18 protein-coding genes and 1 riboswitch are annotated in these 19,815 nt (G+C 69.8%); of the genes, 5 read left to right on the top strand and 13 right to left on the bottom strand.

Features of this window, described 5'->3' with window-relative positions:
• Positions 1-39: 39 nt before the first annotated feature.
• Together AB0383_RS47925 and AB0383_RS47920 are read left to right on the top strand one after the other, a co-directional pair.
• The gene (locus AB0383_RS47925) at positions 40-867 is read left to right on the top strand and encodes an ABC transporter ATP-binding protein (protein WP_366191205.1); all 828 of its coding nucleotides are present in this window, start codon (positions 40-42) and stop codon (positions 865-867) included.
• A gap of 25 nt (positions 868-892) precedes the next feature.
• Entirely contained in the window at positions 893-1,549 is a 657-nt protein-coding gene (locus AB0383_RS47920) for an O-methyltransferase (RefSeq protein WP_366191203.1), read from the top strand.
• Between the two features lie 37 nt (positions 1,550-1,586).
• Here AB0383_RS47920 and AB0383_RS47915 read toward each other — a convergent pair whose 3' ends face one another.
• Positions 1,587-3,464, bottom strand: a complete 1,878-nt coding sequence (locus AB0383_RS47915) for a transglycosylase domain-containing protein (RefSeq protein ID WP_366191222.1) — start codon at positions 3,462-3,464, stop codon at positions 1,587-1,589.
• Positions 3,465-3,627: 163 nt separating this feature from the next.
• Entirely contained in the window at positions 3,628-4,347 is a 720-nt protein-coding gene (locus AB0383_RS47910) for a GntR family transcriptional regulator (RefSeq protein ID WP_364183157.1), read from the bottom strand.
• A 72-nt stretch (positions 4,348-4,419) separates the two neighbouring features.
• On the opposite strand from AB0383_RS47910, the gene AB0383_RS47905 reads away from it, so the two are divergent.
• Both AB0383_RS47905 and AB0383_RS47900 read left to right on the top strand, forming a co-directional pair.
• On the top strand, positions 4,420-5,019 hold the full coding sequence (locus AB0383_RS47905; protein ID WP_364183160.1) for a helix-turn-helix domain-containing protein: 600 nt from the start codon (positions 4,420-4,422) through the stop codon (positions 5,017-5,019).
• Complete coding sequence (locus tag AB0383_RS47900; protein WP_364183163.1) at positions 5,016-5,219, top strand: hypothetical protein; 204 nt, start codon at positions 5,016-5,018, stop codon at positions 5,217-5,219. Before AB0383_RS47905 ends, AB0383_RS47900 begins: the two co-directional genes overlap by 4 nt.
• A 356-nt stretch (positions 5,220-5,575) precedes the next feature.
• On the opposite strand, the gene AB0383_RS47895 is transcribed toward AB0383_RS47900, so the two are convergent.
• The 11 genes from AB0383_RS47895 to AB0383_RS47845 form a co-directional block, all read right to left on the bottom strand.
• A complete protein-coding gene (locus AB0383_RS47895) occupies positions 5,576-6,946 on the bottom strand; it encodes an L-serine ammonia-lyase (RefSeq protein WP_366191200.1) in 1,371 nt (456 codons plus the stop codon).
• 17 nt (positions 6,947-6,963) lie between these two features.
• On the bottom strand, positions 6,964-7,968 hold the full coding sequence (gene lipA / locus AB0383_RS47890) for a lipoyl synthase (RefSeq protein ID WP_366191198.1): 1,005 nt from the start codon (positions 7,966-7,968) through the stop codon (positions 6,964-6,966).
• Positions 7,965-9,239: a serine hydroxymethyltransferase gene (gene glyA / locus AB0383_RS47885; RefSeq protein ID WP_364188569.1), complete on the bottom strand. Its 1,275-nt coding sequence runs from the start codon at positions 9,237-9,239 to the stop codon at positions 7,965-7,967. Before glyA ends, lipA begins: the two co-directional genes overlap by 4 nt.
• Entirely contained in the window at positions 9,240-9,617 is a 378-nt protein-coding gene (gcvH, locus tag AB0383_RS47880) for a glycine cleavage system protein GcvH (RefSeq protein WP_220237686.1), read from the bottom strand.
• Between the two features lie 14 nt (positions 9,618-9,631).
• On the bottom strand, positions 9,632-10,738 hold the full coding sequence (gene gcvT / locus AB0383_RS47875; RefSeq protein ID WP_364188572.1) for a glycine cleavage system aminomethyltransferase GcvT: 1,107 nt from the start codon (positions 10,736-10,738) through the stop codon (positions 9,632-9,634).
• Positions 10,739-10,744: 6 nt separating this feature from the next.
• Positions 10,745-13,636, bottom strand: a complete 2,892-nt coding sequence (gene gcvP, locus AB0383_RS47870) for an aminomethyl-transferring glycine dehydrogenase (RefSeq protein WP_366191196.1) — start codon at positions 13,634-13,636, stop codon at positions 10,745-10,747.
• 78 nt (positions 13,637-13,714) lie between these two features.
• Positions 13,715-13,808, bottom strand: a riboswitch (glycine riboswitch).
• A gap of 76 nt (positions 13,809-13,884) precedes the next feature.
• Complete coding sequence (locus AB0383_RS47865; RefSeq protein ID WP_366191194.1) at positions 13,885-14,346, bottom strand: hypothetical protein; 462 nt, start codon at positions 14,344-14,346, stop codon at positions 13,885-13,887.
• Between the two features lie 135 nt (positions 14,347-14,481).
• Positions 14,482-15,249, bottom strand: a complete 768-nt coding sequence (locus AB0383_RS47860) for a 3-oxoacyl-ACP reductase (protein ID WP_366191192.1) — start codon at positions 15,247-15,249, stop codon at positions 14,482-14,484.
• A 5-nt stretch (positions 15,250-15,254) separates the two neighbouring features.
• Entirely contained in the window at positions 15,255-16,613 is a 1,359-nt protein-coding gene (locus tag AB0383_RS47855; protein ID WP_366191220.1) for an aldehyde dehydrogenase family protein, read from the bottom strand.
• A gap of 5 nt (positions 16,614-16,618) precedes the next feature.
• Positions 16,619-17,371 carry a gamma-glutamyl-gamma-aminobutyrate hydrolase family protein gene (locus AB0383_RS47850; protein WP_366191190.1) on the bottom strand — a complete coding sequence of 251 codons (753 nt, stop codon included), beginning with the start codon at positions 17,369-17,371 and terminating at the stop codon, positions 16,619-16,621.
• Positions 17,352-18,719: a glutamine synthetase family protein gene (locus AB0383_RS47845; RefSeq protein ID WP_366191188.1), complete on the bottom strand. Its 1,368-nt coding sequence runs from the start codon at positions 18,717-18,719 to the stop codon at positions 17,352-17,354. The genes AB0383_RS47850 and AB0383_RS47845 overlap by 20 nt, the downstream gene beginning before the upstream one ends.
• A 212-nt stretch (positions 18,720-18,931) precedes the next feature.
• On the opposite strand from AB0383_RS47845, the gene AB0383_RS47840 reads away from it, so the two are divergent.
• Positions 18,932-19,453: a general stress protein gene (locus AB0383_RS47840; protein ID WP_364188590.1), complete on the top strand. Its 522-nt coding sequence runs from the start codon at positions 18,932-18,934 to the stop codon at positions 19,451-19,453.
• Positions 19,454-19,815: the final 362 nt, after the last annotated feature.

The raw sequence follows: 19,815 nt of genomic DNA, 5'->3' as shown, positions 1-19,815 counted from the left end.
AACTCCCCGAACGAGGGCCACTAGGTTAGCCTAACCTGTGTGGAACAGACGATCACAGACGCACCGGCCCGGACCGAGCCCCGGCTCCACGCCGAGGAACTGACCCTCGCGTACGACGGGCGCACCGTCGCCGAAGACCTCGGCGTGGTCATCCCGGACAAGTCGTTCACGGTCATCGTCGGCCCCAACGCGTGCGGCAAGACCACGCTCCTGCGCGCGCTCGCGCGGATGCTCAAGCCCCGCAAGGGCTCCGTCTACCTCGACGGCTCGGTGATCTCCAGCTACGGCGCCAAGGAGGTCGCGCGCCGCCTCGGCCTGCTGCCGCAGAGCTCCGTCGCGCCCGACGGCATCACCGTCGCCGACCTCGTCGCGCGCGGCCGCTACCCCCACCAGCGCCTGCTGCGCCAATGGTCCCGCGACGACGCCGCCGTGGTCGCCGAGTCCATGGCGGCCACCGGCGTCTCGGACCTGGCCGAGCGGCTCGTCGACGAGCTGTCCGGCGGGCAGCGCCAGCGCGTGTGGATGGCGATGGCCCTGGCCCAGCAGACCGACCTGCTGCTGCTCGATGAACCCACGACCTACCTCGACATCGCGCACCAGATGGACATCCTCGACCTGTGCGCGCAGCTGCACGCCGAGCAGGGCCGCACGCTCGTCGCCGTGCTCCACGACCTCAACCACGCCGCCCGCTACGCCACCCACATGATCGCCATGCGCAACGGCCAGGTGCTCGCCACCGGCACGCCCGAGGAGGTCGTGACGGAGGAGAACGTGGAGAAGATCTTCGAACTGCCGTGCCGCGTCATGCCCTGCCCCGAGACGGCCACCCCGCTGGTGATCCCGAAAGCAGGCCGGCGTGCCGCGTAGTCGTTAGATTGGTCGTGGAGGTGCCATGACCCGCGAACTCTGGACCGCAGTCGACGACTACCTGGCCGAAGCCCTGCTCCCTGCCGACCCGGTGCTCGACGCCGCCCTCGCCGAGTCGGGCGCGGCCGGCCTGCCGGCGATCGCCGTGTCGCCCACGCAAGGCAAACTGCTCAACCTGCTCGCCCTCACCGCCGGCGCCCGCTCGATCCTCGAGATCGGCACACTAGGCGGCTACAGCACGATCTGGCTCGCCCGCGCCCTGCCGCCCGGCGGCACGCTGGTGACCTGCGAATACGACCCGAAGCACGCCGCCGTGGCGCGCGCGAACCTCGACCGCGCCGGCTTCGGGCCCGACGTGGCCGACATCCGCGTCGGCGCCGCTCTCGACACCCTGCCCACGCTCACGGGACCGTTCGACTTCGTCTTCATCGACGCCGACAAGACCAACCTCGCGCCCTATGTCGCCGAAGCCGTGCGGCTTTCGCGGCCGGGAACCACGATCGTGGTGGACAACGTCGTCCGCGACGGCGCCGTGCTCGACGCCGCCGGCACCGACCCGTCCGTGCGGGGCGTGCGCGAGATGTTCGCGGCTCTCACCGGCGACGACCGCGTCGACGCCACCGCGATCCAGACGGTGGGAAACAAGGGTTACGACGGTTTCGTCCTCGCCCGCGTGCGCTGACCTGATCGCTCCCGTGAACGGCGCCCTTCACAGACGATCAGCGACCGGGCGGCGCCGTCTGCTTCGCGAGCGGAGGGGCGAACCTCGGCTCGACTCCGCCGTTCCCCTCGATCGGCTGCCCCTGCTCCGCCTGCACCATGAACGTCCGCCAGATGTCCGCGGGGACGGTCGAGCCCATCAGCTTCTTCCCCTGTGCGTCGAACAGCCGCCGTTCGTCGTCGGAGCCAACCCAGACGGCCGTCGCCAGCTGCGGGGTGTAGCCGATCGCCCAGGCGTCCTGGTTGTCCGACGAGTTGCCGTGCTGGAACTCGCCCGTGCGCAGGGCGGCGGGGCGGCCGTCGGGCAAGAACGTCTGCAGCACGTTCGTCACCTCGATGGAGATCTTCGCGCTCACCCCCGGGTCGTCGGAGAACGCGGGGTGCGGCTCGTCGTCGTGCTGCCACACGACGCTGCCGTCCTGGTCGAGCACCTTGTCCACGAGGTGCGGCGTCACGCGCATCCCGTCGGCCGCGAAGGTGCCGTACGCCCCGGCCAAGTCCAATGGCCGCAACGGATACCGCCCGACGGCGAGGCCCGAGCCGATCAGGAACCCGTCCTTCTCGCGCAGGGTCGGCGAGCCGTCGACCGCCTCCGGGATGCCCGCGTCGCGGGCCGCGGCGCTCACCGCGTCGGCGCCGACGCGTTTGGCCAGCCCGATGTACGGCGTGTCCGCGCCCGAGGTCATCGCCGTGCGCAAGGTACACGTCGCCGGGCATTTCTGCGGGTACTCGAAGTCCTCACCCAGGAAGTCGACCGCGCCCGGCGCGGCCACCGGTTCGTCTGGCGAGGCGCCGGCACGCAGGCCCGCGGTGAGCGTGAACGGGTAGAACGCCGAGCCCACCGCGTGTTCCGTGCCGGCGTAGTCGCGCACGCCGTTGTCACCGCCGTCGTACGCGCGCACCGCCCCTGTGGACGGGTCCACGGACACGAGCGCGCCCCGGAACTCCTTCGGCTCGCCCTTCAGGCGATCGGCCAGCGTCGAGCGCGCGGACGCCTGCGCCTTGCGGCCAAGCGTGGTCTGCACGACCAGATTCCCTTGCTGCAGCCGGGAAAGCGAGAACCCGTCCTGTTCGAGCTCGCTGAGCACCTGCTGCTTCACGTGGTACTCGTCGTAGGTCACGCTCGCGCGCGTCTCCGAGGGCGGCAGGATTTCCTTGCCGGGGTAGGCCATCGTGGCGGCCTCGGCCGGCTTGACGTAACCGCGCTGCACGAGCTTGTCGCGCACGTACGTCCAGCGTTTGGCCGCGTGTGCGTCGCCGGAAACGGCGGGGTCGTGCACCGAGGGCGACTGGATCATCCCGGCCAGGAACGCGGCTTCACTCCAGGTCATGGAGTCGTCGAGCGGCCGGCCGAAGAACGCGTTCGTCGCCGCGGCCGGGCCGAAGGTGCCGCGGCCGAAGGAAATGATGTTCTCGTAGCTGGTGAAGATCTGTTCCTTGCTCTGCTGCTGCGTGATCTTCGTGGCGAGCACCAGTTCCTGCAGCTTGCGCCCGAGTGTCGCGTCGTCGTCGCCGGTCGACTTCTTGATGTACTGCTGGGTGATCCCCGAGCCGCCGCCGACGCCGGTGAGGAACGCGCGGCCGATGCCGGTGGGGTCGAAGCCCGCGTTGTCCCAGAACGTCGGGTCCTCGGTGGCGATGATCGCGTCACGCAGCTTCGAGGGCACTTTGTCGTAGGGCACGAAGGAGCGGTCGCCGTCGGCGGGCAGGACCTTGAGCAGCTCGCTGCCGTCGGAGTACTTCAGCTCCACGGTCTTGTCGAGCGAGGCGAGCACGTCCTGCGGGCTGCGGACGTCCATCAGCAGGTAGGCGATCCAGAACGCGATCAGCGGCAGGCCGACGAAGACGCCGAAGCAGCAGTAGCAGACCCGCCGGATCTTGCGCCACCGGCGGCGACGGCGGGCGCGGGGATCATCGGGCGGCTCGTTCGTGACACTGCTGGTGGCTCCATCCGTCTCGGCATCCGTGTCGCGTAGCACGATGGGACGACGGCCGGACGGGTGAAAAGGTTGTGCGGTTCGGTGAGAAATTCACGGCGGGTCACGACAAGAAGGCACGTAGCAGCGACGCCGTGCCCTCGATGTGCTCGGTCATCGCGTGGCGCGCGGCCACGGGATCGCCGGCGAGGATGGCGTCGACGATCGCCGCGTGCTGGGCGTTGGAGTGCTCCAGGTTGGGCTCGAGCAGGGGAATGCGGTCGAGCAGCTGGTTCACGCGCGTGCGGGCGTCGGCCATCGCCGTGGTGAGCGAGCTCGACGCCGTGACCTCGGCGATCGCCAGGTGCAGGCGGGAGTCCTTGCGCCGGTAGTCGACCAGGTCGGCGGCCGCGGCCTCCGCGAGCGTGGTCTTGAGGTGCTGCCGGTCGGCCGGGCTGAGCGTCCGCGCGGCAGCGGCCTCGGCGGCGCCGGTTTCGAGCACGTGGCGCAGGCACAGCGCGTCTTCGAAGGCGGCCGCGTCGATTTCAGGTGGTTTGCTCTGTGCCGGCTCTGGCAGGTTCTCGTTCACGAACGTGCCGCCGTAGCGCCCTCTTCGTGACTCCACGTAACCCGCGTCGGCCAGCGCGCGGATGGCTTCCCTGAGCGTCACCCGGCTCACCCCGAGCCGCTCCGCCAGCTCGCGCTCCGACGGCAGCCGCTCCCCCGCGCCGACCACGCCGAGGCGGATGGCCTGCAGCAGGCGTTCGACGGTCTCCTCGAACGCGTTGCCCGCGCGCACCGGCCGGAAGAGCGCCTCGTTCGCGCTAGCCACCGACGTCTCCACGTCCCGAGTCTAAGCCCGTGCGATTGCAGAGACCTCTTTGCAAAGGACCCTCTGCGGTGTAGCTTGTGTTTCATGAGCTCTTCCGACCGCACCGAACGGATCCTCGACGCACGCACCCTGCGGGCGCTCGCCCACCCGCTGCGGATGCGGATGCTGGACCTGCTGGAACAGGACGGCCCGGCCACCGCCACCGGCCTGGGCAAGCGCGTCGGCGAGAGCTCCGGCACCACGTCCTGGCACCTGCGCCAGCTCGCCGATGCCGGCCTCGTCGCGGAGGACCCCGACCGGGGCTCGAAGCGCGAACGCTGGTGGAAGGCCGCGCAGGACTACACCACCATCCGCACCGGCGACTTCGTCAGCGACCCGGAACTCGCCGGCTCGATTTCGACGGTGCTGCACCAGCTGGTCATTCAGCGCCACCAGGAGGAGGCGCAGTTCGTCGCCGAGCTGCCGCGCTGGCACGACCGGTGGGAACACAGCGCCACCCTGACCAGCGAGCACCTCTCCCTGACCCCCGAAGAGACCCGCCGAATGAGCGCCGAAATCACCGCCGTTGTCGACCGCTACCGCCGCCCCACCCGCCCGGGCGACGACGCCGTGGTCACCCACTGGGCCGCCTTCCCACGCACCGCCCGCCCCGAAGAACCCACCGACACCCTGGGGACGCCATGATTCCGCACCACTTCACGGAGCACTTCGTCGCCGCGCGCCAGTCCGAACTCCGCGCTGCGGCTTCTCGCCACCGCGCCACCACCGCCCGGCCCCGCACCCTGGCCACGCCCCGCCAGCGCCTCGGCTGGCTGTTGGTCCACACGGGCTTGCGGTTGGTCACCGACCGAGGTCAACGGCCGCAGATCACTTTGCCGGCCTGAGAATCGGTCGGGCTTCAGTCCACTAAGGACGCTTTTCGCCCCACACCCAGCCTCGCGCCTGCCGCACAGCCGCCCCTCTCCACGCAGGAGGGACCGTTCGCTCAGCGAAGGTCCTTGCCGCACACCACCGAACACGCCGTCGACCACCTCGGCACCGCAGAACCGTTCGCCCATCGAAAGGCGCGCGAGCGAGCGCCAGTCCCACCGCGCGCCGGCGCGACAGAACCGTTCGGCCAACGAAGGTCCCCACTCCACACCACTCACCCACACCCGGCGCAAGAGCCGCGTAAGGCCCGGAAATGCACGATGGGACCATTCGCCCAGCGAACGGTCCCATCCCGACCCCACCGAGTACCTCAGCACTCGATGACGTTCACCGCCAAGCCACCGCGCGCGGTTTCCTTGTACTTCACCGACATGTCGGCCCCGGTCTCGCGCATGGTCTTGATCGCCTTGTCCAGGGTCACCACGTGGCTGCCATCCCCGCGCATCGCCATCCGCGCCGCGTGGATCGCCTTCGAGGCGCCCACGGCGTTGCGCTCGATGCACGGAATCTGCACCAACCCGCCCACCGGGTCGCAGGTCAGACCCAGGTGGTGCTCCACCCCGATCTCAGCCGCGTTCTCCACCTGAGCCGGCGACCCGCCCAGCACCTCGGTCAACCCGGCCGCCGCCATGGCCGAGGCCGAACCGACCTCACCCTGGCACCCGACCTCTGCACCCGAAATGGACCCGGTCTGCTTGAGGATCGAACCCAGCGCCCCCGCCGTCAGCAGGAAAGTGATAATGCCGTCATCCGAAGAACCCCGGATGAACCGCTGGTAGTAGTGCAGCACAGCCGGGATGATCCCCGCGGCACCGTTCGTCGGCGCCGTGACCACGCGCCCGCCGGCGGCGTTCTCCTCGTTCACCGCCAGCGCGTACAGGCTCACCCAGTCCATGGCGTACAACGGATCCCCGACGCCGTCCTCGGCGATCAGCTTGTCGTGCAACGCCTTTGCCCGCCGCGGCACCTTCAGGCCGCCCGGCAGCACCCCTTCGTGGGCGATGCCGGCCGAAACGCAGTCGGCCATCACCGACCAGATCTCCAACAGGCCCGCGCGCACCTCGTCCGCCGACCGCCACGAAAGCTCGTTCGCCAGCATGATCTCGCTGATCGGCAGCCCCGTCGCCGCGCAGTGGCCGAGAAGGTCGGCGCCTGTGCGGAACGGGTACGGAACCGGCGTCGAGTCCTCCACGAACACCGCGTCCGTCTCGTACGACTCGTCGCGCACGAAGCCGCCGCCCACGGAGTAGTACGTCCGCGTGCGCAGCTCGGAAGAACCGGAGAAGGCCCGGAACACCATCCCGTTCGGATGCGCCGGCAGCGACTTGCGCCGGTGCATCGTCAAGTCGACATCCTCGTCGAACGAGATCTCCCGGACGCCACCCAGCAGCAACCGCCCAGAGGACCGGATCGCGGCGACCCGCGCAGGCACCGTCTCCGTGTCGACGGACTCCGGACGCTCGCCCGACAGCCCCAGCAGCACGGCCTTGTCACTGCCGTGGCCGAACCCGGTCGCGCCGAGCGAGCCGAACAGCTCCGCCTGCACCCGCGTCACGCGGTCCAGCACGCCCTCGTCAACGAGACCGTCCACAAAGGTCCGCGCGGCCCGCATCGGGCCGACCGTGTGGGAGCTCGACGGCCCGATGCCGATGGAGAACAGATCGAAGACGCTGATCGCCATTGACCCGCCCCTTCCCTCTAGTGTCTGGCCAGCAGCGAGCTGGCTTCTTGCGCTGCGGGGCCCTGCTCGGCCAGGTGCGCCAGGTTCTCCGGCAGCTCCTCACCACGGTGGGCCTTGGTCTGCGCGTACAACCGTCCCGCCCGATACGACGAGCGCACGAGCGGTCCCGCCATCACACCGGCGAACCCGAGCGCCTCAGCCGCCTGGGAGTGCACCACGAACTCCTCCGGCTTCACCCACCGGTCCACCGGATGGTGCCGCGGCGACGGCCGCAGATACTGCGTGATCGTCAGAATCTCGCAACCCGCCTCGTACAAGTCCCGCATCGCCGACCCGACCTCATCGGGCGTCTCGCCCATCCCGAGGATCAAGTTCGACTTCGTCACCAACCCCGCCTCACGGGCCTTCGTGATGACCTCCAGCGACCGCGCGTAGCGGAACCCCGGACGGATGCGCTTGAAGATCCGCGGCACCGTCTCCACGTTGTGCGCCAAAACCTCCGGCCGCGAACCGAACACCTCAGCCAACTGCCCGGGATCGGCATTGAAGTCCGGGATCAGCAACTCCACACCCGTACCCGGGTTCAGCTCGTGAATCTGCCGCACGGTCTCCGCATACAACCAAGCCCCGCCATCATCCAAGTCATCACGCGCGACACCCGTGACGGTCGAATACCGCAACCCCATAGCCTGCACCGACTCCGCCACCTTGCGCGGCTCCGAGCGGTCCAGCTCGGCGGGCTTACCCGTGTCGATCTGGCAGAAATCACAGCGGCGCGTGCACTGGTCCCCACCGATCAGGAACGTCGCCTCGCGATCTTCCCAGCACTCGTAGATATTGGGACAGCCCGCTTCCTCGCAGACAGTGTGCAGACCCTCCCGGCGCACCAAGCCCTTCAGCTCGGTGAACTCCGGCCCCATCCGCACCTTCGTCCTGATCCACGACGGCTTCTTCTCAATCGGCGTCTCGCTGTTGCGGACCTCCAGCCGCAGCAACTTCCGCCCCTCGGGCTGCGCGCTCATCGCGACAGGTCCGAGTACAGCGGGTGCTTCTTCGCCAACAGCTCCACACGCCCGCGGAGCGTCTGCGCCACGGAGTCGTCGAAGTCCGGCTTCAGCGCCTCGGCGATCACGTCGGCGACCTCGGCGAAGTCCTCCGCGCCGAACCCGCGCGTGGCCAGCGCCGGCGTGCCGATGCGCAGGCCGGAGGTGACCATCGGCGGCCGCGGGTCGAACGGCACCGCGTTGCGGTTCACCGTGATGCCCACGGAGTGCAGCCGGTCCTCGGCTTGCTGGCCGTCCAAAGCGGACTGGACGAGGTCCACGAGCACGAGGTGGACGTCGGTGCCACCGGTGAGCACGCGCACGCCCGCCTCGGCGCAGTCCGAACGCGACAGCCGGTCGGCCAGTATCCGCGCGCCCTCGAGCGTGTGCTCCTGCCGCTCGCGGAACTCGTCGCTCGCCGCGATCTTCAGCGCCACGGCCTTGGCCGCGATCACGTGCTCCAGCGGCCCACCCTGCTGACCGGGGAACACCGCCGAGTTGATCTTCTTCGCCAGCTCCTCACGGCACAGGATCAGGCCGCCGCGCGGGCCGCCCAGTGTCTTGTGCGTGGTCGTGGTGACGATGTCCGCGTGCGGTACCGGCGACGGGTGCAGCCCCGCGGCCACCAGGCCCGCGAAGTGCGCCATGTCCACCATCAGGCGCGCGTCGACCAGGTCCGCGATCCGGCGGAACTGCGCGAAGTCGAGCTGACGAGGGTAGGCCGACCAGCCCGCGATGATCAGCTTCGGCTTGTGCTCCACGGCCAGCCGCTCGATCTCGGCGACGTCGACGATCCCGGTCTCTTTGTCGACGTGGTAGGCCACGACGTTGTAGAGCTTGCCCGAGAAGTTGATCTTCATCCCGTGCGTCAGGTGGCCGCCGTGCGCCAGGTCGAGTCCGAGGATCGTGTCGCCCGGCTTCAGCACGGCGAACATCGCCGCCGCGTTGGCTTGCGCGCCCGAGTGGGGCTGCACGTTCGCGTGCTCGGCACCGAACAGCGCCTTCGCCCGGTCGATGGCCAGCTGCTCGACCACGTCGACGTACTCGCAGCCACCGTAGTAGCGGCGGCCGGGGTAGCCCTCCGCGTACTTGTTGGTCAGCACCGAACCCTGCGCCTCGAGCACGCCCACGGGCGCGAAGTTCTCCGACGCGATCATCTCCAGCGTCGACTGCTGGCGGTCCAGCTCCGCCGCCACGGCCGCGGCGACCTCCGGGTCCACATCGGACAGGTGGGCGTCGAACGTCGTCATTCAGTTCTCCTGGGTGAGCGCGGCGTACGCGGTCGCGTCGAGCAGCTCCGGGACGTCGCCCGTGAGCCGCACCTTCAGGAGCCATCCTTCGGTGTAGGGGTCGGAGTTCACGATCTCGGGGGTGTCCGATGTGGTCTCGTTCACCTCCACGACCTCGCCGCTCACGGGCGAGTACAGCTCGCTCACGGACTTCGTCGACTCGACCTCGCCGAACACCTCACCCGCGGTCACCGTGCCGCCCACGGCGGGCAGCTGCACGAACACGATGTCGCCCAGCGACTCGGCGGCGAAGGCGGTGATGCCCACGGTCGCGACGCCGTCCACGACGGACAGCCACTCGTGTTCCTTGGTGTAGGACAGGTTCTGGGGAATGCTCACGGTGAATAATTCCTTCAGGCTCGGGAGTAGAACGGCAGGGCGACGACCTCGACGGGCTCGATCCTGCCCCTGATGTCGACGGAAAGCTTCGTACCAGGCTCGGCGTACGCCCGATCGACGTACGCCATCGCGATCGGGTAACCCAGCGTCGGCGAAAGCGCACCACTGGTCACTTCGCCCACCGAAGCGTCGCCGGAAAGCACGGCGTAACCGTGCCGAGGTGCCCGGCGACCGGTGGCCCGCAGCCCCACCCGCACCCGCGGAACGTCCGCCTTCGCCAGCTCCTCCAGCGCGGCCCGGCCCACGAAGTCACCCGGCTTCTCGAACTTCACCACGCGGCCCAAACCGGCCGCGAACGGATTCAGCTCACGCGAGAGCTCGTTGCCGTACAGCGGCATCCCGGCTTCGAGCCGCAGCGTGTCACGGCACGCCAGCCCGCACGGTACGAGCCCGAATGCCTCACCGGCGTCGGTCAGCGCCCGCCACAACGCCGACGCCTCGGCTGCCGGCACGTACAGCTCGAAACCGTCTTCACCCGTGTATCCGGTGCGGGCCAGGAGCACGTCGTGCCCCTTCACCACGGCGGGCACACTCGCGTAGTACTTCAGCGCGCCCAGGTCCGCGTCGGTCACCGCGGCCAGCACGTCGACCGCACGCGGGCCCTGCACGGCGATCAAGGCCGTGTCCGCCGACCGGTTCTCCACCACGGCGTCGAACCCGGCCACGCGCTCGGCCAGCGCCTCGGCGACCACGTCGGCGTTGCCGGCGTTGGCCACCACCAGGTACTCCTCGTCGGCGAGCCGGTAGACGACCAGGTCGTCGAGCACGCCGCCGTCGGCGTCGCAGATCATCGTGTAGCGGGCGCGGCCCGGCTTCACCCCGGTGAGATTGCCGACCAGCGCGTAGTCGAGCACGTCGGCGGCCTGCGCGCCGCGGACGTGGATCTCGGCCATGTGCGACAGGTCGAACAGCCCGGCCGCCTCGCGCACGGCCTTGTGCTCGGCCAGCTCACTGGCGTAGCGGACCGGCATCGACCAGCCCGCGAAGTCGGTGAACAGCGCACCCAGTCCCTTGTGGACGGCGTGCAGGGAAGTCTCTCGAGCTGCGTTTGATTCAAGCACGGAAACTCAGCCTTCGTACGCGTTGAGGGGCGGGCAGGAGCAGACGAGGTTGCGGTCACCGCGCGCCCCGTCGATCCGGCGCACCGGCGGCCAGTACTTGTTCTTGCGCGACACACCCGCCGGGTACACCGCGAGCTCACGGTCGTAGTCGGCGGTCCACTCACCCACCAGCGTCTCCGCCGTGTGCGGGGCGGCGCGCAGCGGACTCGTCTCCGCGGTCCAGTGCCCGGCCGCGACCTGGTCGATCTCGTGGCGGATGGCGATCATCGCGGCGCAGAAGCGGTCGATCTCGCCGAGGTCCTCGCTCTCGGTCGGCTCCACCATGAGCGTGCCCGCGACCGGGAACGACATCGTCGGCGCGTGGAAGCCGTAGTCGATGAGCCGCTTCGCGACGTCGTCGACCGTCACGCCGGTGTCCTTGGTGATGCCGCGCAGGTCGAGGATGCACTCGTGCGCGACCAGGCCGTCCTGCCCGGTGTAGAGCACCGGGTAGTGCGGCGACAAGCGGGCGGCGACGTAGTTGGCGGCGAGCACCGCGACCTTCGTGGCCGCCGTGAGGCCGGGCGCGCCCATCATGCGCACGTACGCCCACGAGATCGGCAGGATCGACGCCGAGCCGTAGGGCGCGCCGCTGATCGGGCCGACGCCGGTGGCCGGGCCCGCGGCGTCGAGCAGCGGGTGGTTCGGCAGGTACGGCGCGAGGTGCGCGCGCACCGCGACCGGGCCGACGCCGGGGCCGCCACCGCCGTGGGGAATGCAGAACGTCTTGTGCAGGTTCAGGTGCGACACGTCGCCGCCGAACTCGCCCGGCTTCGCCAGGCCCAGCAACGCGTTGAGGTTCGCGCCGTCCACATACACCTGGCCGCCGCCGTCGTGCACGATCTTCGCGAGCCGCTCGATGCCGTGCTCGTACACGCCGTGGGTGGACGGGTAGGTGACCATGATCGCCGCGAGCGTCTCGCGGTTCGCGTCCACCTTGGCCTGCAGGTCTTCGAGATCGACGTTGCCCTCGTCCGTGCACTTCACCACGACCACGCGCATGCCCGCGAGCACCGCCGAAGCCGCGTTGGTGCCGTGCGCCGACGACGGGATCAGGCAGACCTCGCGCTCCGGCTGGCCGTTCGCGTGGTGGTAGCCGCGGATGGCGAGCAGGCCCGCGAGCTCACCCTGGCTGCCGGCGTTGGGCTGCAGGGAAACTTCGTCGTAGCCCGTCACCTCGGCGAGCCACCCCGACAGCTGCGCCACGAGCCGGTGGTAGCCCTCGGCGTCCTCGGCCGGCGCGAACGGGTGGATGCCCGCGAACTCGCGCCAGCTGATCGGTTCCATCTCGGTGGTGGCGTTGAGCTTCATCGTGCACGAGCCCAGCGGGATCATGCCGCGGTCGAGCGCGTAGTCCAGGTCGGCGAGCTTGCGCAGGTAGCGCAGCATCGAGGTCTCGGAGCGGTGCGTGCTGAACACCTCGTGGGCCATGAAGCCGCTCTCGCGCACGATGCCGCTCGGCAGCGCGGTGGCGGTGGCCCCTTCGGCGTCCACACCGAACGCGCGCAGCACCTGCGCGAGGATGTCCGGCCGGGTGACCTCGTCGCAGGCCACGCGGACGTGGTCGGCGTCGACGTGCCCGAGGTTGATGCCCGCCTCGCGCGCGGCCGCGTGGATTTCGGCGGCGCGGCCCGGAACGTGCGCGACGACCGTGTCGAAGAACGATTCGTGCACGACCTTCACGCCACCGTCGCGCAGGCCCGCGGCGAAGCCCGCCGCCAGCTCGTGCACGCGGGTCGCGATGGCCTTCAGGCCGTCCGGGCCGTGGTACACGCCGTACATCGCGGCCAGCACGGCCGGCAGCACCTGCGCGGTGCAGATGTTCGACGTCGCCTTCTCGCGGCGGATGTGCTGCTCGCGCGTCTGCAGCGCGAGCCGGTACGCCATGTTCCCGTCGGCGTCCACGGACACGCCCACCAGCCGGCCCGGCAGAGAACGCTCGAGCCCGGCGCGCACGGCCAGGTAGCCCGCGTGCGGGCCGCCGTAGCCCAGCGGCACGCCGAAGCGCTGCGTCGAACCCGCGGCGACGTCGGCGCCGAACTCGCCCGGCGAGGTGATCAGCGTGAGCGCGAGCAGGTCGGCAGCCACCGTGTACAGGGCGCCTGCGGCCTTCGCGGCTTCGGAAATGGCGTGGTAGAAGCCGCGGCCGCGCAGCACGCCCGAAGCGCCCGGGTACTGCACGACGACGCCGAAGAACTCTTCCGGAAGCCCGGTGAGCAGGTCGCGCACCTGCACGTCGATGCCGAGCGCGGCGGCGCGCGTGCGCACGACCGCGATCGTCTGCGGCAGGCATTCGGCGTCGAGGACGATCACATTGGACTTCGATTTCGACGAGCGCCGCATCAGCGTCATGGCCTCGGCGACGGCGGTCGACTCGTCGAGCATCGACGCGTTGGCGGTGGTCAGGCCCGTGAGGTCGGCGACCATCGTCTGGAAGTTCAGCAGCGCTTCGAGCCGGCCCTGGGAGATCTCCGGCTGGTACGGCGTGTAGGCGGTGTACCACGCGGGGTTCTCGAGCACGTTGCGGCGGATCACGCCCGGTGTGACGGTGTCGGAGTAGCCGAGGCCGATCATCTGCGTCATCGGGCGGTTGAGCGCCGCGAGCGCGCGCAGCTCCGCGGTGGCTTCCTCTTCGGACGCCGCGGCGGGAAGGTCCAGGTCACGGGTGGTACGGATGGCGGACGGGACGGCCGACTCCACGAGGGCGTCCAGGCTTCCGTAACCGCATTCGGCGAGCATCTTGGCCCGCTCGGCCTCGGCGGGGCCGATGTGGCGGGCGTCGAACGGTGTGGAGGTGATGGGAGCTCCTCTTGCCGGGCACCGGGCGCAGCGGTGCGCTGGGAACTCCCCCTCTGTCATGGGCACCTGAGAGTTTCACCGCGCAACGCGGCTTTCACCTTGGGTGAGGCGCGGGTGCGCCTGCTTTCCAGAGTGGCCTCGCGCGAAGCGGTAGTGGGTACCTGAGAGATTCCGGGGAGTTTGCTCCTTCGGTGCCCCACCGGTCTCATGGGGGCTCTCCCGCTCCTGCTCGAACGGCCCGGTGTTGAGTTTTGTGTGCTCGCGGCAACCGTACCTGCCGCTTTGCGCGCCAGTCTACCTCGGACGGTTCACGCCACACCCGCCGAGCCGCGGCTGAAGGTGCGCAGGTGACGGGTCTGCGCGGGGAACGTCACGGGGACCTTCGTGATCTTCGGCGGACCGGCCAGCAGCGCGCACAGGTCGGCACAGCGCGTGAGCAGTACGGCGAGGTCGCGCAGCTCCTCGTCGTCGGTCCCGAGGCAGGACTGGGCGCACAGCGACAGCAGCCGCGCGGCCTCGCCGCACATCGCCTTCACGGACATGCGCACCATCGCGACGTCGGCGGCCATGCCGGAGCAACGGTCGAGTGTGTCGGCGCACAGGCGCGACATCGACGCCGCCGCGAGCATGACCCGTCCCATCGTGGCCAGCTCGCTGCCGGGCTCGGCCGCCTCGGCGCGCCGCGCGAATGCCCGCTCGCACCGCACTCGGCACAGTTCACAGAGATCGGCGACCTCCTGCAGCATCGGAGACGCTTCGCGGATCGGCATGGCACCCTCCCGGACCGGCAACCGGGCCGGTCGCCACGGTTCCGGTCTACCCACCGCGAAACCGGACAGGGGGCGTCGCCACCGGAACAGGCGGAAGATCAACCCGTCCCGGTGACGTCTGTCCGAAACCTCTGTCTAAAGCGGAGTGACGTACGCGCCCGAAATGCCACCGTCCACGAGGAACTGCGAAGCCGTGATGAAGCTGGCATCGTCGCTGGCCAGGAAGGCCACCGCGGCCGCGATCTCCTCCGGCTCGGCGAACCGGCCGACGGGTACGTGCACCAGCCGCCGCGCGGCGCGTTCCGGGTCCTTCGCGAAGAGCTCCTTCAGCAGCGGCGTGTTCACCGGTCCCGGGCACAACGCGTTGACCCGGATGTTCTCCCGCGCGAACTGCACACCCAGCTCACGGCTCATCGCGAGCACGCCGCCCTTCGACGCGGTGTAGGAGATCTGCGAAGTCGCCGCACCCATCACGGCCACGAACGACGCCGTGTTGATGATCGAGCCCTTGCCCTGGCGCTGCATGTGCGGCAGCGCGGCCTTGCAGCACAGGTACACCGAGGTCAGGTTCACGCGCTGCACGCGCTCCCACGCCTCGAAGTCCGTGGTGAGGATCGAGTCGTCCTCAGGGGGCGAAATGCCGGCGTTGTTGAACGCCACGTCGACCGCGCCGAACTGGTCCACGGCCGTCTGGAACAGGGCCTGGACCTGCTCGGGATCGGTCACGTCGGCCTGTACGAACAGGCCACCGACCTCGTCGGCCGCGGCCTTGCCCTGCTCGGGCGTGAGGTCGCCGATCACGACCTTCGCGCCCTCGCTCGCCAGCCGGCGCGCCGACGCGAGGCCGATGCCGCTGGCCCCGCCCGTGATCACGGCGACGCGGCCCTCGAAACGCTGCACCATCTCTCTCATTCCTCCGTGCTCAGGAAAACGTTCTTCGTCTCGGTGAAGGCCGTCGGCGCGTCGGGGCCCAGCTCACGGCCGAGGCCTGACTGCTTGAACCCGCCGAACGGCGTCCAGTACCGCACCGACGAGTGCGAGTTCACCGAAAGGTTCCCCGACTCCACCCCGCGCGCGACGCGGAAGGCCCGCCCGACGTCGCGCGTCCAGATCGACCAGGAGAGGCCGTAGTCGGTGTGGTTGGCCATGCGGATGGCGTCGGCCTCGTCGTCGAACGGCACCACGGCCACGACCGGGCCGAAGATCTCGTCGGCGGCCAGCGGGTCGGCCAGGCTCGCCGGCGTGACGACGGTGGGCGCGAACCAGTAACCCGGCCCTGCGGGCGCGCTACCGCGAAACGCAACAGGTGTCGCGTCAGTGACGTACGACGACACCTTCGCGTGGTGCGCCGCGGAGATCAACGGACCCATCTCCGTGCCGTCGTCGCCGGGATCGCCGACGACCACGCCCTGCACGGCGGGCTCCAGCAGCTCCATGAACCGCTCGTGGACGCTGCGCTGCACGAGGATCAGCGAGCGCGAGCAACAGTCCTGGCCGGCGTTGTCGAACACGCCGTACGGCGCCGTCGCGGCGGCCTTCGCCAGGTCGGCGTCGGCGAACACGACGTTGGCGTTCTTGCCGCCCAGCTCCAGCGTCACGCGCTTCACCTGCGCCGCGCAGCCGGCCATGATCTGCTTGCCGACCTCGGTGGAGCCGGTGAAGACGACCTTGCGGACCAGCGCGTGGTCCACGAACCGCTGCCCCACCACCGAACCCTTGCCCGGCAGGACCTGGAACACGTCCTCGGGGATGCCGGCCTCCCTCGCGAGTTCGCCGAGGCGGATCGCGGTGAGCGGCGTGAGCTCCGCGGGCTTGAGCACCACGGTGTTGCCGGCCGCGAGCGCCGGCGCGAAACCCCAGCCCGCAATGGGCATCGGGAAATTCCACGGCACGATCACGCCGACCACGCCGAGCGGCTCGTGGAAGGTCACGTTCACCCCGCCGGGCACCGGGATCTGTTGCCCGATCAGGCGTTCCGGAGCCGCTGAGTAGTAGTTGAGGACGTCGCGGACGTTGCCCGCCTCCCACCGCGCGTTGCCGATGGTGTGGCCGGAGTTGGTCACCTCGAGGCGCGCGAGGTTCTCGAGGTCGGCCTCGACGGCGTCGGCGAATCGGCGCAGCAGCCGCGCACGATCACCAGGGGCGACAGCTCGCCAGGCGGGGAAAGCGGCGTGCGCGCGGGCGATCGCCGTGTCGGTCTCTTCGGCGCTCGTGAGCGCGATCGACCGCACCACCTGTTCGGTGGCGGGGTTGATCACCTCGAACATCCTCGTCACTTGCGCTCCTCTGCTGCTTCGGCTGCTGCTTGGGCTGCTGCTTCGACCAGGGCCCGGAACAGGCGGACGTCGCCGGTGTCCTGCTCGGGGTGCCACTGCACGCCGAGCACGAACTCGTCGCCGGGCAGCTCCGCGGCCTCGACGGTGCCGTCGGCAGCGTGCCCGGACGCGACGAGGCCGGCGCCGAGCCGGTCGATGGCCTGGTGGTGGTAGCAGTGGCCCTTCGTCTCGGGCCCGAGCAACGCGGCGGCGCGCGTGCCGTCGACGAGGGTGATGCTGCTGGTGCCGAACGTCGCGGGCGCCGGCTGGTGCGCGGTGTCGCCGAGGGATTCGGGCAGGTGCTGCGTGAGCGTGCCGCCGAGGGCAACGCTGATCACCTGCAGGCCGCGGCACACGCCGAGCACGGGCTTGCGCGCCTCGCGGGCCGCCTCGAACAGGCCGAACTCGAAGGCGTCGCGGTCCGGGCGCGTGTACGTGGCCGGGTGTGGTTCGGCGCCGTACCTTTCCGGCTCGACGTCCGCGCCGCCGGTGAGCACGAGCCCGTCCACGCGGTCGACGAGGCTCGTGTACGCGTCCGTCAACGGCGGCAGCAGCACCGGAATCCCACCGGCGGCCACCACGCAGTCGGCGTAAACCCGGTGCAGCAGCGTGGCTTCCGTGTCCCAGGCGAGGAACTTGGCCTGCTCGACGTAGGTGGTCAGCCCGATGACGGGTTTCCGGGCGGCGTGCTCAGAGTCGTTCGAAGCCACGGACGAGCTCCCAATCGGTCACGGCCTTCTCGAACGCCTCCCGCTCCACGCGGGCGGCGTTGAGGTAGTGGTCCACCACATCGTCGCCGAAGGCCTCGCGCGCGATGCGGCTGCCCGTCAGCACGTCCGCGGCTTCACCCAAAGTGGTCGGCACGGTCGGCTTGTCGGAGCCGTACGCGTTGCCCGTGAACTCGGGCTCCAGCGGCAGCTCGTTCTCGATGCCGTGCAGGCCGGCGGCGATCAGCGCGGCGACGGCGAGGTATGGGTTCACGTCCCCGCCCGGCACGCGGTTCTCGACCCGCAGTGAATCGCCGTGGCCCACCACGCGCAGCGCGCAGGTGCGGTTGTCGGTGCCCCACGCCACGGCCGTCGGCGCGAAACTTCCGCGTACGAACCGTTTGTAGGAGTTGATGTTCGGCGCGAAGAAGTAGGTCAGCTCGCGCAGCGCGGCCAGCTGTCCGGCGAGGAAGTGCTCCATGAGCTTCGAGAAGCCGTGGTCGCCGTCGCCGGGCAGGACCGCTGACCCGTCCGTGCCGCGCAGGCTGAGGTGGATGTGGCAGGAGTTGCCTTCGCGTTCGTTGTACTTCGCCATGAACGTGAGGCTCTTGCCCTCCTGCGCGGCGATCTCCTTGGCGCCGTTCTTGTAGACGCTGTGGTTGTCGCACGTGGTGAGCGCCTCGGCGTAGCGGAACGCGATCTCCTGCTGCCCGGGGTTGCACTCGCCCTTGGCCGACTCTGGGTACAGGCCGGCGCCCGCCATCTCGTTGCGGATGCGGCGCAGCAGCGGTTCGACGCGCGCGGTGCCGAGCATCGAGTAGTCCACGTTGTACTGGTTCGACGGCTTGATGCCCTGGTAGCGCTTGTCCCACGCGGTTTCGTAGCTGTCGTCGAACACGATGAACTCGAGTTCCGTGCCGACGAACGCCTGCAGTTTCTTGTCGGCCAGCCGATCCAGCTGCCGCCTCAGCACCTGCCGCGGCGACACCGCGACGGGCCCGCCGCCGTCGACGCGCTCGACGTCCGCGAGCACCAGCGCCGTGCCCTCCTGCCACGGGACGAGGCGAAGGGTGGTGAAGTCGGGTCGCAGCACGAAGTCGCCGTAGCCCGCGTCCCACGAGGAGATCGCGTAGCCGTCCACGGTGTTCATGTCGACGTCGACGGCCAGCAGGTAATTGCACGCCTCGGTGGCGTGGCCCACGACCTCTTCCAGGAAGTACTCCGCCGAGCAGCGTTTGCCCTGGAGCCGGCCCTGCATGTCGGTGATCGCGACCAGCACCGTGTCGATCGTTCCGGCCGCCACCTGCTCACGGAGCGCGTCGAGCGTGAGCAACCCTCGCCTGCCAGCCATGGCACCGCCCCAAAGGTTTGGATGGGATCCTTTGCGGGTTCTTCCTACCGGCCGGTGCTCGTGGGGTCAATCCGGTCAAAGGTACTGTTGGATTCCATTGCGTAAGAGCCTCGTATGTCCGGCTTGCCCGGCTGAGAAGAATCTGTGAATCGTGGGGGGCGGGACCAAACGCGCCGTCTCGGGCGTTGGACGGGACAAGAGAGGTGAGAGGGATGACAGAAGCATTCACGCAGTCCACGATCAGCCGGCAGCAGGCGCGGCCGCAGCTCCCGACCATGCCCACAGGCTGGCCGATCGGCTCCTACGAGTCCTACGAGCAGGCACAGAAGGCGGTCGACCACCTCGCGGGCACCGACTTCCCGATCAGCGACGTCACCATCGTCGGCATCCAGCCGATGCTCGTCGAGCGCATCGCGGGCCGCATGAGCTGGGGCAAGATGCTCAGCAGCGCCGCCATGTCGGGTGCAGTGTTCGGCCTGTTCCTCGGCCTGGTGCTCAGCCTGCTCAACCCCGCCGCGGGCCTGCTGTCCATCATCATCGGCCTCGTCGCGGGCGTCGCCTTCAACCTGCTGTTCGGCGCCCTGGGCTACGCGGCCAACCGCAACAAGCGCGGCTTCGTCTCGCAAAGCCAGCTCGTCGCCCAGCGCTACGACGTCCTGTCGCAGCCCCGCAACGCCGAAAAGGGCCGCGCCCTCCTCGCGGACCTCGCCGCCCGCTCGGCCTTCGGCCACTGACGTAGCTCCCGAAGCTCGGGCGCCTGAGTCTCGAACCCGGGCGCCCGAGTTCTTTTTTGCCCTGTGTTCCCCAGGTCCGGCGGGGACTGCCCAGGACGCGGACCGCGCGCCTCGCCCGCGCACCGCCTCTTCCGCCCATCGGTTCGGCCCACACGAGCCTCAGACACCCCGGGGCACCGTTTGTCGGGATCAGCCGATCTTCGCACCCCGGCGGTCCCGCGCACCCCGGTTCGCGGAACCGGGCCCGGACACGAAACGGAACCGGGGGAGCAGCCCCGACCTCTGCTCTCAAATCGCTCTGACCAGTACGGGAAGCAAGATCATGGGCCAAATGTGGGACGGGTGACCGCACATCCGAGGAG

The sequence above is a fragment of the Amycolatopsis sp. NPDC051373 genome (assembly GCF_040689465.1).
Taxonomy (GTDB): Bacteria; Actinomycetota; Actinomycetes; order Mycobacteriales; family Pseudonocardiaceae; genus Amycolatopsis.
Note: the sequence above shows the minus strand (reverse complement) of the source record. Positions and strands in the feature narration are given on the sequence as shown.